This window comes from Flavobacterium piscisymbiosum (assembly GCF_020905295.1).
Classification (GTDB): domain Bacteria; phylum Bacteroidota; class Bacteroidia; order Flavobacteriales; family Flavobacteriaceae; genus Flavobacterium; species Flavobacterium piscisymbiosum.
The window spans coordinates 2,545,488-2,561,411 of record NZ_JAJJMM010000001.1 but is presented as its reverse complement, the minus strand read 5'-3'; the positions used below and the strand labels follow the sequence as shown (position 1 = coordinate 2,561,411).

The 15,924-nt window shown below is 36.1% G+C and carries 8 protein-coding genes; all 8 read right to left on the bottom strand.

The genetic code is table 11. The annotated features are described in order from the left end of the window. Nucleotides 1-253: 253 nt before the first annotated feature. A complete protein-coding gene (locus LNP81_RS11220; RefSeq protein WP_230035829.1) occupies nt 254-2,953 on the bottom strand; it encodes a glycoside hydrolase family 78 protein in 2,700 nt (899 codons plus the stop codon). 370 nt (nt 2,954-3,323) lie between these two features. Then, nucleotides 3,324-5,285: a glycoside hydrolase family 97 protein gene (locus LNP81_RS11215; RefSeq protein WP_230035827.1), complete on the bottom strand. Its 1,962-nt coding sequence runs from the start codon at nt 5,283-5,285 to the stop codon at nt 3,324-3,326. 76 nt (nt 5,286-5,361) lie between these two features. Further along, nucleotides 5,362-7,542: a GH92 family glycosyl hydrolase gene (locus LNP81_RS11210; protein WP_230035825.1), complete on the bottom strand. Its 2,181-nt coding sequence runs from the start codon at nt 7,540-7,542 to the stop codon at nt 5,362-5,364. Nucleotides 7,543-7,573: 31 nt separating this feature from the next. Beyond that, a complete protein-coding gene (locus LNP81_RS11205) occupies nt 7,574-9,004 on the bottom strand; it encodes a glycoside hydrolase family 125 protein (protein WP_230035823.1) in 1,431 nt (476 codons plus the stop codon). Between the two features lie 248 nt (nt 9,005-9,252). Continuing rightward, nucleotides 9,253-11,553, bottom strand: a complete 2,301-nt coding sequence (locus tag LNP81_RS11200; protein WP_255700747.1) for a GH92 family glycosyl hydrolase — start codon at nt 11,551-11,553, stop codon at nt 9,253-9,255. 3 nt (nt 11,554-11,556) lie between these two features. After that, the gene (locus LNP81_RS11195) at nt 11,557-13,365 is read right to left on the bottom strand and encodes a glycoside hydrolase family 2 protein (protein ID WP_230035821.1); all 1,809 of its coding nucleotides are present in this window, start codon (nt 13,363-13,365) and stop codon (nt 11,557-11,559) included. Nucleotides 13,366-13,541: 176 nt separating this feature from the next. Then, nucleotides 13,542-14,723, bottom strand: a complete 1,182-nt coding sequence (locus LNP81_RS11190; RefSeq protein ID WP_230035819.1) for a glycoside hydrolase family 76 protein — start codon at nt 14,721-14,723, stop codon at nt 13,542-13,544. 61 nt (nt 14,724-14,784) lie between these two features. Then, nucleotides 14,785-15,909: a SusE domain-containing protein gene (locus LNP81_RS11185; RefSeq protein WP_230035817.1), complete on the bottom strand. Its 1,125-nt coding sequence runs from the start codon at nt 15,907-15,909 to the stop codon at nt 14,785-14,787. Between the last annotated feature and the right edge of the window lie 15 nt (nt 15,910-15,924).

Sequence of the window (15,924 nt, the reverse complement as noted above, 5' to 3'; positions counted from 1 at the left end):
AGTTTATGTTATGTTTACAACATCTAAGCACACAAAGGTTTGTGTTCCGAGGCTTCGGGATGTATTTTTACTACACTTTGTATATTCAAAAAACTTTGCGATCTCTGTGGTAAAATCTCAAAGTAATCTCAAAGCCTTGCGAACTTTGCCTTTTTACAAAACTTATCATATCAAAAAAACTTTGCGCTCTTTGCGGTAAAAATTACTTTTGATTCCATTTTTCGCTCCGAAGGCTTTTGTATTGATCCATTTATTATTCCGTAATTTTAAAAGAATAAGATCCTGATTTAAGCTGAATCACTTTATATAATCCTTTGGTACTAAAACTAATATCTTTTGAATTACAAGTAAAATTACTGTTCTTTTCTAAATAAAAACTCGCAGTAGAATTTGGCGGAACCACCACTTCATAAAGTACTTTTTTGTTTTCTCTTTTCCAGTTCGATACTATTTTCCCGTAAGGAGATGTATGTTCTGATTCGAAATAAGTAAGGTCTTTTACAAAATTTGGTTTTAAAATAATATGCTTAAAACCAGGTAAATTTTCGTCAGGAAAAACACCTCCCAATCCTTTGTACATCCATGCTCCTATTTCTCCAAACATAATATGATTCATCGAAGCGTCATTTTTTTCAACATTCAAAGGCCAGTTTTCAAATAAAGTTGTAGCTCCGTTTTTGATCCAATATCCCCAGGACGGAAAATCTTCCTGAGAAGCAATTTTATAAGCAGCATCGGCATAGCCATTTTCGCTTAATGCATTCAATAAAGACTTCGTTCCTAATAAACCAACATCAAGATGAAAATTAGTTTCCTGCACTTTTTTGTACAAATTATCGGCTACTTTTTGTTTGTATTCATCAGGAACTAATCCCCAATATAGTGGGCCAGACAGTTCTGTTTGGGTACCGCTGCAATACAAATAGGTACTTTTATTTAAAAACTGTTCATTGAATATACTTTTGATTTTTTCTGCCAATTTAAAATAGTGCTCAGCATCGTTGGTGTTTCCTAACAGTTTTGCGGTCTTGGCTAAAATTAAAACATCTGTATAATAATACATTGTAGAAGTAAGCGGTTTCGAACTGGTGCTTTTTACAGGAACCCAATCACCTAATCCCCAATCTGTAATACCGGTTGGATATTTCTTATCAATTAAATCTACATAATTTTTCATATTGGGATACATTTTAGTCAGCAAACTGGCATCGCCATAAAACTCATATATTTTCCACGGAATAATCGCTATAGAACTCGTCCAGTCAGGGCCGGTAGCAAATTCATATCCAAATGCTCCGGGGTTTGGAACAATATTAGAAATTCCTCCATCGGGTTGTTGCTCGTCCTGATGATCTGTAAGCCATTTTTCGTAAATTGTAATTCCGTCAAAATTATATAGTCCTGTTTCTATATTCGTGTGTGCGTCGCCTGTCCAACCGTTCTTTTCGCGTTGCGGACAATCTGTTGGGTAACCAAATAAATTAGCGAGATAACTACTGTTTGTTGCTTCCCATATTTTATTAAAAACCTCATTCGAAGTTTTAATTTTCCCCACGGCAGGAACATCGCTGTGCATTTCGAGAGCAACAAGACTATTATGATCTAATGCAAAAGGATGACTTGAAGTTACTTCTACATATTGAAATCCTTTGTAATTAAATTTTGGAGAAAAACTTTCTTTATCATTTCCTTTTGCAATAAAAATATCGGTCTGAAAAGGATCGGTATTGTCAGTTGGTCTGTAATGCAAATCGATATTAGAAAGATCAACCATTCCGTTTTTATACAAACGTTCTGCGTGTTTTATTCTAAAGATAGTTCCGGGAACTGCATTTTTGATCGAAAGGCTCACTGTTCCGGCAATATTTCTTGGGAAGGTAAAAACCGATAATGTATCATTTATCCTGTTTACTTTCGTTGGCTTTAAGTGTGCTGTAACCCGAATTGGATGTAATTGTTGTGACATCAATTTTGATGATGGCGATTTTACAAGTATTGCTTTATTCCAGTTATTATCGTTAAAATCAGGTTTGTTCCAATTGCTAATTTCTTTGCGGGCATCATAATGTTCACCAGTGTAAATGCTATTAAAGATTACAGGACTATCAGCCGTTTTCCAGGTTTCATCTGTAACTATTGTTTCGGTAGTATTATCAGAATAGGTAATTCTGATATTTACCAGACAACGAGGACGATTTCTCCAAATTGTTTTATCAAAATGCCAAACTGCAGCCGATTGGTGGTTGTACCAGCCGTTTCCCAGCAAAATACCAAAAGCATTTTTTCCGTTTTGCAGCTGTTTTGTAATATCGAGTGTTGCGTACAAATTTCGACTGTCGAATTTTGTAAACATAGGATCCAGCATTCGATCTCCTGCTTTTTTTCCATTTACATAAAATTCATATAATCCGCCTGCTGTAATATAAGCACGAGCCGTTTTTATCGTCTTTGATGTTGTAATTTCTTTCCTGAAATAAGGAGCCGGTTTGTAATTCATATCATGAGAATCAGATATCCAACTGCCTTTCCAATCGCTAAATTGTAACATTGCCGTTTCAAAACGCTGAATTTTTGAAACTTGCATTTTATTTTTTCCGTCCCAAATTTTTACTCTCCAGAAATAAGTGGTAAAAGATTTTAGAGTTGCTCCATTATAAGGAATTAAAATAGCTTCAGACGCTACTTTTCCAGTATTCCAGACAGATGCTTCGCCTTTTATTAAAGCAATCGAATCTGTTGCGATTTCTATTTGATAAGCTGCTTGTATTACATTATGTCCGCTGCCACTTAATTGCCAGGAAAGTCTTGGCTGAGGTACATCAATTCCTAACGGATTAACCAAATGCTCGCACTGGAGATTTACAGGAGCCTGAGAATATCCCGCGAAACTCATTAACAGAAAAAGGAAAAACAGGTAAATTGTTTTACTATTTTTTTTATGCTGTATAATCATTATATTTTATTTTTTAATATTTTGAATTGGCTGATAAAAGCAAATCATTTTTTTTAGGAGCTAATCCCGCTATCCGTTCCAATCTTTTGTGCCCGCCGCGGCGGACACAAAAGGATTTCCTCTTCTATCGGGGCTAGCGCACTCGTTTTCATAAGAACTTTTTTTGTCATCCCGAACGAGGGATCTTCATGAGAAACTCCACAATCAAGATCACAAATCTTGGTAGAGCTACTGGCGGAGATCCCTCGTTCGGAATGACAAACTTTGTCGTTACTTTTTACATAAACTCCAGCTAAAGCTGGAGCCTATTCAAAAAAACTATACGGGATAAAACACAAAACGATTATATTTTAAAGAATTACGTCAAACCCTAAATTTCCTCCAAAACTGCTGCCCATCCTCCATTTTTGACCATTTTTACTTCGATGTTAGCAGCATTGGTAACAGTGAAATTCTTTTTTCTATAATCCATTGCCTGATATCCTGCGTTGATGCCGTCTTCGAATGAAGTCACTTTATATAATTTTCCTGCTTTTAAAAAGTCTAAATTCAGTTTGAAATTCCTTTGTTTTTCGGCATTATTAGTAATTCCGCCAATAAACCATTTCGTACCTTTTCTTTTTGCAACAATGGCATATTGTCCTGCTTTTGCTTCTAATGCTTTGGTTTCATCCCAGGTTGTAGGTACCGAAGTTATAAAATCAGTAGATTCTTTCTCGCGATAGTAATTGGTTGGATTATCAGCAAGCATTTGTAAACCGCTTTCAAAAACCACAAACAAAGCAAGCTGATAAGCTCTTGTACCTATACTTGCAGAATTTGGTCTTTCGGATCTGTAAACTTCAGGCTGCATGCTAATCATGGCGCCAGGCGTATAATCCATTGGGCCAACTGCATTACGCATAAATGGAAGATACAAACTGTTATCCGGTTTACAACCGTCCATTTGTTCCATTCCTTTTACCCCTTCGTACGATATTAAATTAGGATATTTATACTCTAATCCCGCAGGTTTAAACGCGCCGTGAAAATCTACCAATATTTGATGTTTTGCTGCTTCTTTGGCTACATTTTCATAATAATTTACCATTACCTGATCACTGCGATCCATGAAATCAATTTTTACCCCTGCAATTCCCCATTCTTTAAAGGTCTTGAAAACGCTCATATTTTTATCAACGGTAAGCCATGTAAGCCATAATACGATACCCACATTTTTTTCTTTACCATATTTGATCAGCTCATGAACATTGACATTTGGGTTTGGCGAATAAGGATCTTCTGTACTATTGGCCCAGCCTTCATCCATAATGATATATTTTATGCCAAATTTTGAAGCAAAGTCGATATAATATTTATAGGTATCCAAATTATAACCTGATAAAAAATTAACATCCGGACCATAAGGCGTAGCGCCGTTCCACCATTCCCAGCTGGCTTGTCCGGGTTTTATCCATGCGGTTTCTTTTAGTTCACTTTTTGCAGCCAGTTTCAGTGTCATGGTGTTTTCTATAAGCTGTTTGTCCTCTTTTGTAATGACAAAATAACGCCACGGAAAACTTCTTGTTCCTTTAGTTTTTGCTATATAATTGGCTTCTTTAAGGATCTTAAGGCTTCTATCTCCGTCAGGGCCAAACTCTAAAGGCGTTTTAGGAAACGTAGCTGTAATTCCGTTTCCTGTTCCTTTCAAAAACAAACAAGGATAATCAGAAAGATCAGACTCGCTTATTAGTATTTTGTACTGTTTTTTTGAATCGACTAAAACAGGTAGCACAGACATTTTATCAGAAGGTTTCCAATCTTTGACTGCTGTTTGCGAATAGGCTTCTTCGTAAGCGGTTTTAAAACCTCCGGGCTGTTGCAAATGCAATAGATAATCCTCTGGAAAATTAACCGAGAAATCTTCATTTATTACTTCAATTTCTCCTTTTTTAGCCGTTATGAATCGGTATGCAATTCCGTCATCAAAAGCACGAAATTCTACTGAATAATCTCCTTTAAAATTTAATACTAAATAATTATAACTATTGGATACTGAGGAAAATTTTAGCGGAACAACTGGTTTGATTTCTTCCTTTACTTTTCCTGTTTTGCTTCCTGTTACTTTAGGATTTAGTCCTAAGGTTTCATTTTTCAGAATTAATGCCAAATGATTATTTGATGCTAATTCTTCGTTATTAATGTTTACTGAATAATAGATTTTATCTTCTAAAGCAATCGAAGCTTTTATTGCTCCATTGGGCGAAAGGAGTTCAAACTTTTTTTGCTGAGAATAACCGTGGGAAAATCCAAGTACAAAAAACAGGCAAATCAATACTTTAATTGTTTTCATTTTAAATCGGTTTTATATAAACAACGTCCCCAAAAAAGGGACGTTATTTTAATTTATACTATACAATGCATTCTTGTTATTTGGTTATTACTTGTATCTCACCGCCATTCGTAAACAAATCGTGCGAAACAAAATACCCGTCGATCTTGGCGCCGTTTACTTTTATTGTTTCCAGATTTCTTTTACCATTTGGGTTTTTGATCGTTACTTTTTTGCCTGCAGGAGTAGTCCATGCCACTTCTTTAAAAATAGGAACCGTTACAATATATTCGGGATCGGCAGGAGATAACGGGTAAAGTCCCAGTGCACCAAACACGTACCAGGACGACATTTCGCCCGCATCATCCATACCGGACATGGCCAGTTTTTCGGACCCAATTCCGTACATTGTTTCTAATATTTCGTCTATTCTTTTTTGTGATTTTTCAGGTTTATTTACAAAATAATACGAAAACGGCGCTTCATGATCCGGCTGATTTCCGTGGCAATATTGTCCTATAAAACCAGAAATATTCCAGGCTATATAATTAGGATTCCATGGTTTTGTAAAAAACTCATCCAGTTTGGCTTCAAAAGGTTTCGCGCCTCCGTAAAGTTGTACTAATCCCGGCATATCTTGTGGTGCAAAAAACGATAACTGCCACGCATTTGCTTCACGATACATGTATTCATAGTACGGAAACTCAGGATTAAATGGCGTTACCCATTTACCATCTGCCAATTTACCTCTCATAAAACTGGTCGATTTATCAAATACATTTGCATAATTTTTAGAACGTTTTACCAGATCATTATAATGTTCTGTATCCTTTAGTTCTTTGGCCAATAATGCCAATGCATGATCATCATAAGCATATTCTAAAGTTTTAGTAACTCCTGCATTTCCTTTCGTTTCTACCACAGGATTTTTTATATCCTGTTCCGGAACATATCCTTTTGCAATATATTCTGCAATATGAGGTCTTGTACCGCCTTCTTTATACGCATTATTTAATAATAACTCGTATGCTTTTTTAACATCATACTTTCTGATGCCTCTCATATAAGAACCTGCAATAAAAGATGCTGCGTGATCTCCATGAAAAAATGTTGGCATAAAACCTTTAATTTCTCCTTCGTTGATCATCGAACTAATGATATCGCTGGTTTCATCGGGTGAAAAAATGCTTAGCAAAACCAATTTATTTCTGTAATCATCCCATAATGAAGGAAGTGTGTAATAGTGATAGTTTTCTTTTCGAACTTTTCCCGCTTCATCTGTAAATTGTCCGTTTACGTCACTTCGTAAAGCCGGCCATAAAAAAGATCTGTACAACATACTGTAAAACATAACATTTTGTTGTTCGTTTCCTCCTTTTACCTGAATTTTAGAAAGCAGGTTTTCCCACTTTGTGCTTCCTTCTTCAAAAACTTTGTTGAGGTTTTTATCTCCTACTTCTGCTTTCAGATTTTCGATTGCATTCTCTACACTCACAAAAGACAATGCTATTTTTACCGTTACCGGTTTTGTATCTCCGTCTTTAATATTTACCAAAGTATATCCGCCACTTTTTGCGATATCTTTGGTATCTAATTTTTCAATCGGACTGCTTAATGTGGCATAAAAATATATTTTTTCGCCTCCGGTTCTCTGAAAACCGCTTACTGCATTGGTGCCTTCCTGTTTGATTTGCCAATCGTCGACATGGTTATTGGCTTTGCCCAAATCAAAAAGTACTTTTCGGCCTTTGTTATTTTTAAAAGTATATTCGTGAACACCACAACGCAAAGTTGAAGTCAGTTTTACCTCAACATTATAATCTTTTAAATATACTTCGTAATACGCCGGACTTGCTTTTTCCTGATCATGACTAAAAGATGATTTATACGGAAATGACGCTCCGTCAGGAACAGGTAAAAGCGGAATATGACAAAGATTCCAATGTCCTTTATTGGTATGGGTAAATCCTAAAATCTCAGTATTCTCATACTCATATCCTGCACCGGATCTGTATTTTGTCATGGGGCTTAATTGTACCATTGCATTAGGTACAGATGAGCCCGGAAAAACCAATCCTGCCCAAACGCGCATATCTGCAGGTGGTGTATAGCCTATTATTTTGGTATCTAATAAGGGCGCAGTACCAATAAACGGATTTACCAAAGCTGTATATTTTCCTTTTGCAAGTCCGCCACCGGATTTCTGTGCCGCCGCATTAAAGCCAAAAATAGACATAGAAAGGGCCGCAAGAACGATATTCTTGTTCAATTTTATCATTTTATAAAGAATTAAAACGTGTTACAAATAGCTATAGTTCCAGTAATTTTGGATGTTTTTGATACGTATCCCACAATAATTCGCCAAATAATGTATTGGTCCAGGCAAACCATGATCTTGTGAAATTTTTAGCGTCGTCTTTATGAAAAGATTCGTGCATAAAACCGGTGGCGCCATGCGATGCTTTCAACATTTTGATACATTGTTTTATTTCATTTTGATCTGATGTTGTGTAAGCTCTCATTACTAACGACATTGGCCAGATCATATCCATACCCACGTGCGGTCCTCCAACTCCTTCGGCTACTTTTCCTTTAAAGAAAAAAGGATTATCTTCTGATAACACAAATTTTCTGGTGTTTTGATACGTCGGATCATTCACATCAATAGCCTCTAAATAAGGTAAGCTCAGCAAACTTGGCACATTGGAATCATCCATAAGTAAATGACCGCCATAACCATCTACTTCAAAAGCAAAAATGTTTCCGTATTTAGGATGTTTCACCACGGCATGTTGTTGTATTGCCTGCTCTACTTCGTTACCCAAAGCTCTTAATTCTTTTGCTGTAGCGCTGTCTTTTTTAATGGTTTCCAACATTTCTGCAGCTTGTTTCATACTCGCTACAATAAAAAAGTTGGAAGGAATTAAGAAAGAAAAAACCGTTGCATCATCACTTGGCCTAAAAGCCGAACACACTAAACCAACTGGTTTAACCGGATATCCGTATCCTTTTAATGGTCTTGTATCTGTAGCAAATTGCGTGGTTCTTTGAAATGTATAAGGATTGTAACCGTCTTTTTGCTGCTGGTCTTTGAATACTTTTAATGTGGCTTTTATTGCTTTTACCCAATTTTCATCAAACGGAGAAGTATCTCCGGTATTTTTCCAATAGTTATAGGCCAGTCTTATTGGGTAGCACAAGGAATCTATTTCGTATTTTCTTTCGTGAACTCCGGGTTTCATATCGGTATGATCTGTTGTCCACTCTCCTTTTTTATTCGGATCGTTGTAAAATGCATTCGCATACGGATCTTTCAATATATATTCTGTTTGCCTGTTGATAACACCTGCAATCAGGTTTTTTAATTTTGTGTCTTTACCGGCAAAAGCCATATACGGCCATACCTGAGCAGAACTGTCTCTGAGCCACATGGCATCAATATCTCCCGTGATTACATAAGTATCCGGTCTTCCGTTTTTTTGTGAATAGGTTACGGTAGTATCAAGCGTATTAGGAAAACAGTTGTTGAACAGCCATCCTAATTCTTTATCTTTTACATTCTTTTGAAATTCGGTTATCGTTTTTTCTATGAAATCACTTTCAAAATTTCTTTTTCCTTTTGCAACCCTTACAATAGGGAAATCTTTTACCATTTTAGTTCCTGCAATTATTTCCATAGGATCGATAAGTGCTAAACTGCCAAATAAAGCAGCATTCTGGATAAATTTTCTTCTTTGCATTTGTAGTATATTTTAAAATTGTAAAGGCAAATTCCCTTTAATATTTGTTTATTATTTCTTAATTAAATTAACCCGCTGGGTGCAATTCTTTTAACACATAGGAACATAGAATTATTGAACTTAAAAAAGGCGTTTCACTTGCATTAACTAATCCCGATAGCTATCGGGACTATGTGTGAAGAAAAGAGTTTCTTTTTGATTTACTTTTTCTAAATATAAAATCTATGTTTCTATGTGTTTAATTAAAATTATTCGTTTGTTAATGAGTACGGAACATCTTCTTTTCCGGTTCCTCTTTTAAGATCTGGTGTTGTCGACATATCAAAATCTAATGTTGCACCGTTCATCAATTCAGCATGGCTGATCCAGTTTTTTGAATACGTTTTTCCATTCCATTTCATCTCTTTGATATATCTGTTTTGATCACTGTTGTCCGGAGCATTAATTTCTACTTTATTTCCGTTCTGCAATTCAATTGTTACTTTTTTAAACAATGGTGCTCCCACAACATATTGGTCTGAGGCCGGAGTAACGGGATAAAAACCTAAGGCAGAAAATACATACCAGGCCGAAGTTTGTCCGTTATCTTCATCGCCACAATATCCATCTGGTGTTGCATGATACATTCTGTTCATCGTTTCTCTTACCCAATATTGCGCTTTCCAGGGTTCTGCGGCATAATTATACAGATAAATCATGTGCTGAATTGGCTGATTTCCGTGTGCATATTGCCCCATATTGGCAATTTGCATTTCCCGCATTTCGTGAATCACTCCTCCTGTGAAATTTGAAGTGGCAAAAATTGGAGGCGACGAAAATACTTTATCCAATTGGGAAACAAATGACTGATTTCCTCCCATCAAATCAATTAAACCTTGTATATCGTGAAAAACAGACCATGAATAATGCCAGCTGTTTCCTTCGGTAAATCCGTTAAACCATTGAAAAGGATCAAAAGGTTCCATGAATTTTCCGTCACTGTTTTTTGGGTGCATCAAATTGTATTTCGGATCAAAAAGGTTTTTATAATTGAGACTTCGCTTTTTATATAAATCAATTTCTGACTGCGGTTTGTTTAAGGCTTTCGCCAATTGATAAATCGCAAAATCATCATAGGCATATTCTAATGTTCTGGCGGCACTTTCGTTTACAACATCATGCGGCACATAACCTAATGTATTGTATGAATCTGCTGCTGCGCGACCTACGGCTTTTAATGGCCCTGCATTATTAGCGCCATGAATTACGGCTTTGTATAAATTTTCGATGTCGTATTTATTTCCTTTTCCGCTTTTTAAATACGCTTCGGATACAATTGATGCCGAATTATTTCCCACCATAATATCACGTAATCCCGGGCTCGACCATTCCGGCAACCATCCGCTTTCATTGAATGCATTAGAAAGTCCTTCCTGCATTTGCGCATTTAATTCCGGATACATTAAATTTAAAAATGGATACAAAGCTCTAAAAGTATCCCAGAAACCAGTATCTACGAACATATAACCCGGCAAAACTTTTCCGTTGTAAGGACTGTAATGAACTGGTTTTTTATTCTTGTCGAACTCAAAAAACTTTCTCGGAAAAAGAAGTGATCTGTACAAACAGGAATAAAAAGTTCCCATTTGGTCGTTTGTTCCGCCTTCTACTTTTATTCGGCTTAATTCTTTGTTCCAGGTTTCTTTTCCTTTTTCTTTAAGTTCATCAAAGTTGTCTTTTCCTATTTCTTTGAGATTTCTTTCTGCTTGTTCATAGCTTATAAATGACGAAGCTACCTGAGCGTTTACTTGTTCGCCTGCTTTTGTTTTAAAGCCAATTACCGCGCCGGCGTGATCTGCCTGCATTTCAAGTGCATTTCCTAAAACATCTCCGTTGAAGGTCGAATTTAACTTCAATTCTTTATCGAAAATGATCACAAAATAATTTTTGAAATTAAGCGGAACACCTCCACTGTTTTTTGTAGTATACCCGATAATTTTTCTTTCAGAAGGAATTATTTTTACGTAAGATCCTTTATCAAAAGCATCAATAACAATGTACGCTTTATCTGTTTCGGGAAATGTAAATCTAAATCTCGCTGCTCTTTCTGTTGGCGTAATTTCGGTTGTAACATTATGATCTGCCAGATAAACGCTGTAATAATAAGGCGTAACGATTTCTGCTTTATGAGAAAACCAGCTTTGTCTCTCTTCTTCCTTAAATTTTAATTCACCTGTAACCGGCATTATCGAAAACTGACCGTAATCGTTCATCCACGGCGAAGGCTGATGTGTTTGTTTGAAACCTTTTATTCTGTTTGATTTATAGGTATACGCCCATCCATCGCCCATTTTACCGGTTTGAGGCGTCCAGAAATTCATTCCCCAAGGCATTGCAATCGCAGGATAAGTATTTCCGTTGGAGATGCCGTAATCAGAATCTGTGCCTATCAAAGGATTTACCCATTCTACAGGAAGTTTGGTTTCGCAAACCGCTACACTTTGTGCATTAATAGGCACAAATGCAAGTAATGCGAAAAAGCTAAAAACTATTTTATTATTTTTTTTCAAAACTTAATTATTAATAGCGTTAATTACTTCTTTGTTTATTTTGCTAACCTCAGAAAAATTCATTTTATCGACTTTACGATCGTAGGTCATAAAACCATTTACTTCGCCTTCGACATCAGTAGTCTGGGTATAAACAGCTGCAGAAAAACCTACTTTAGATAATGTTTTTAACTGTTCTGCGTATTCTTTGTATTTTGCTGTGGTTTCATCATTATTCTTGAACTGAGTGTATCCCCAGTTTTTATCTGTTTGCCATAAATGTCCTGTAACCGGAAGACCAATTCCGCCGTATTCTCCTAAAACTGTAATCCTGCGTGCATCATACAATTTTAAGTTAGGTTCAGGATAATGGTGAATGTCTAACATATCTCCGGTTTGAAAATGGTTTCCTCCACTTGATGAGTTCACCAATCTGCTTGGATCGTGATTCTTGGTCCATTCGGTAATTTCAACTGTTTTAAATTGTCCCCACGCTTCATTAAACGGAACCCATACTACGATACTTGGATACGAATATAAGTGATCCATAATCTCTCTCCATTCTTTTTTGTATGTCGCCTCAGATTGCGCTGTTCTTTTTAGTTCTGTACCTTCAAAATATTTGTGCATTTGCCAGATTGGGCCATCATCTCCGTTTGGCATATCCTGCCATACTAAAAATCCCATTCTGTCGCAATGTGTGTACCATCTTGCCGGTTCAACCTTTACATGTTTACGGATCATATTAAAACCTAATTCTTTAGTTCTTACAAGATCGTATTTTAAAGCTTCGTCTGTTGGCGCGGTATACAATCCGTCAGGCCACCATCCCTGATCCAAAGGGCCAAACTGAAAACAATCTTTGTTGTTCAGCTGGATTCTCACAATGCCTTTATCATCTCTTTTTGAAGAAATTTTACGCATTGCAAAATAGCTTTTTACTTCATCGGTCACTTTACCGCCGCTAATTAATTTTACTTTAATATCATATAAAAATGGTGAATCAGGCGACCATAATTTTGGATTATTCAGTACAATATCCAAAGACTGACCCGCTACTCCTTTTTCTGATGCAATAGTTTTGATACCGTCGAATACTGTAATTTCAACAATATCTCCCGGTGTACTTCCTTCAACTTCCGGAACGATAGTAATCGTGTTGCGATCAATATCCGGTGTGGTTCTTAAATTGGTAATGTATTTTTTGCTTACCGGCTCTAACCAAACGGTTTGCCAGATTCCTGTTACCGGTGTGTACCAGATACTTTCAGGATTTTTAACTTGTTTTCCTCTTGGCTGTGTTCCGTCACTTGTTGGGTCCCATACTTTTACCACTAATTTTTGCGATTTTCCGTTTAAGAATGGTGTTATATTAAAGGTAAAAGGCGTAAATCCTCCGGTATGTGTTCCTACTTTCACATTGTTTATCCATACTTCTGTTTTCCAGTCTACTGCACCAAAATGCAATAAAATATCTTTGCTTTTCCAGTTGCTGGCGATTGTAAAATTGGTTTCATACCATAATTCGTTTTCTGAACCTACTTTTTTCATTACTCCGGAAAGGCTTGATTCAACAGCAAAAGGAACGAGAATTTTTCCGTCGTAGCCTTTTGGCGCTGTTTGTCCTGCCGGTTGTATTGCATAGTTCCATAAACCATTAAGATTTTTCCATTGACCTCTTTCCATTATCGGACGTGGATATTCAGGAAGCGTATTGTTGGGATCTACCTGTTCTGCCCATTTTGTTTTTATTTTATCACCTTGTGGTTTCCATTGTGCAAAGGATACAAGACTTACAAAAAGAAAAAGTATAATTGTGATTTTATTCTTCATTATAATATTTTATTTTTTTAGAAATTTCGGGAAAGTACTTTATTGAATGATTATTTTAAATCTTATTTCGTGCTTTACATACTATTTCTGTTAAACTGATAAACAGTATAAAACCTGAAGGCTGTTTATTTCCTTCAGGCATTACAAAAATTACTACTTAAACTACCACTAAATAATTAATCAAAATAACCATTTTTGTCCAGCTTGGCTGCTGCTTCTATTAACATAACTCCGCTCAATTGAGTGGTTAAATCTACGTTTCCTCCAGCTGCAGGAGCTACTTTCCAGTTATTTCCTGAAAGCATTGCAGGTCTCAGGATTCCTTTTTTATAAAATGACTGCGCATTAAATTTTATGAATGCTGCAAAAGTTTCTTTATCAGTAGAATTGATCGTTGGCTGCTCTATTAGTTCTGTAAAATAACGTACCAAAATACCTTTAAATAATCCTCCGTCACCCTGACCTTCATCTTTAAGAAGTCCTTCTGAAACTAATTTTGGATTGGTTAAAACGTTTCTTCCTGATTTTACCGCATCATCAAGATACGTCTGGTCATTTGTAGCTTTGTACAATCTTAAACCGGCACCAATCCAGGTTCCCATATTATAAGTAAATACCCAGTCTTTATTGGTAGTCACTACCCCGTTTACTTCTGCTATATTATCCCAAACCGCTCCTGAAACCGGATCTACCAAATTGTTTTTTTGCCATGCATAAATTTTCTTAGCCCAAACAAGATCATCAGCATCATTATCTATTTCGTACAATCTCATGGCAAGAACTATTGCCGGACCGTTTGATACCGCATTTTTCTCTTTTGGTGTATTTTGTTTCCAGGTGATTCCTCCTCCAAAAACATCACTCCAGCTTAGTTTTATTCTCTCCCATAAAAAATCGGCAACATCTTTATATTCCTGATCATTTGTAGCTTTATAGGCACGAAGGCAGGAATTCGCCAGCCAAAGCATATCATCATTAAAAACATTGTTGTATGTATTTCCGTTTTTTACTTTAATTCCCTGAACCAATGCTTTCATTTTGGTTTTGTAGTTTTCATTTCCAGTTCTTAAATAACCATCTGTAAGAACATCAAGAACGTGAGCATTTGGCCAGTAATGAAATGTACTGTTCCCGGTATTGTTCTCTACAAAAGTTCCGTTAGATCCCAGATAATTATTATAGGTCGAAAGTTGTAAAGAATCAGCTGTTTGTGCCCATGTATATTTAAATTGCGGGCCAGTTGTAGTATTAGGATCACGCAACGGAACTGCATCATCATCACATGAAGTAGCCAATAACCCTAAACCTATTACACAAAGTAACATGATGTTATAACGTGTTGAAAATAATTTTTTCATAATATATTTCATTTAATAAAACGTCTCTTAGAAACAATCTCTAAGAGACGTCGAGGGTTATTTATAGAATTGTAAAACTGTGTGTATATGCCGGTACAGCTGCACTAAAATTAATTTCGGCATTTACATTAGCACCGTCTATTGCAGATGCAAATTTGAAACTGTTATTCCATACATCATTGCTTACAGGAACCATATACCAGTATGATGCTGCAATGTTACCGTCTGGTCTGTTGTTATCATTATTGACACTACCATACCACTCTTCGCTTGAAGTCGCGCCATTTACAACTGTAAATTTGAATTTGTAACGTTCATCTTTACCCCATGATTCTGTTTTGAAAGTGATTTTTTTATTGTCCGCTTTCCAGATTCCTTTTCCTGAATATGTATATTCAAATAAATATTGGCTAAGTGGAGGAAACCATAATTCGATTTTTTTAATTTCTGTCATAGTGGTTGAACCATCACTAAAATCAACTTTAATTTTATACACTTTTGCATCTCCTGTATACGTTGTTGTTCCGTCTTGTTTTAATTTCGCTTCGCTGATGTAGAAAACTTCAGGAGTTCCATTTTTTCTTGATATAAATTTATAGCTTCCTGCTTGTAACTTCGTATAAATTTCAAAAGTCGTAGCGCCTGTTTTCTTGAACGCTTGCGCATCTGCAACTGTTTCTCCTGTTTCTGAACCTGTTCCTGTAATAAACAATTGGTCAGGAGTTGGGAAACCGCCTGGTCTTTGTACTTCGATAATACCTGAAACACTTGATTTTTGAACATTTACACCTTTAGAAGAATAAACGGTCCATTTTAATTTTCCGATAGTTTCAGATGCAATACCTGCCAATCCGGCAATTTTATTTAACTCTGTAAAAGAAAGGTTTAATGTTTTTTGAAATCCGTTTCCGTCAGAAGGTCTTACATAAATTGGTTTAGAGAAATCTCCATCTGCACGATCAAAAACCACATCATACAATACCACCCCATTGTCTTCTGCTTTAGCTCCTTCCCATTCAAATACAGCAGAACTTTGTGCTCCAAGGTCATAAAATTTATTATTCGCCGGAGAATAAAGCGCATTAACAGCACTTACATTAGTATGGCTCATGGTATCGTCGTTGTCGCAACTTGCAGCAAAGATTGCGCATACTATTAATAATAATTTTGAATATATATTTTTCATGTTATTTATTTTTAG

What these genes read in the sequence shown, in the direction of transcription:
- LNP81_RS11190 (WP_230035819.1), bottom strand. Translation starts at nt 14,723, where the DNA reads ATGAAAAAATTATTTTCAACACGTTATAACATCATGTTACTTTGTGTA.
- LNP81_RS11185 (WP_230035817.1), bottom strand. Translation starts at nt 15,909, where the DNA reads ATGAAAAATATATATTCAAAATTATTATTAATAGTATGCGCAATCTTT.
- LNP81_RS11210 (WP_230035825.1), bottom strand. Translation starts at nt 7,542, where the DNA reads ATGATAAAATTGAACAAGAATATCGTTCTTGCGGCCCTTTCTATGTCT.
- LNP81_RS11205 (WP_230035823.1), bottom strand. Translation starts at nt 9,004, where the DNA reads ATGCAAAGAAGAAAATTTATCCAGAATGCTGCTTTATTTGGCAGTTTA.
- LNP81_RS11215 (WP_230035827.1), bottom strand. Translation starts at nt 5,285, where the DNA reads ATGAAAACAATTAAAGTATTGATTTGCCTGTTTTTTGTACTTGGATTT.
- LNP81_RS11220 (WP_230035829.1), bottom strand. Translation starts at nt 2,953, where the DNA reads ATGATTATACAGCATAAAAAAAATAGTAAAACAATTTACCTGTTTTTC.
- LNP81_RS11195 (WP_230035821.1), bottom strand. Translation starts at nt 13,365, where the DNA reads ATGAAGAATAAAATCACAATTATACTTTTTCTTTTTGTAAGTCTTGTA.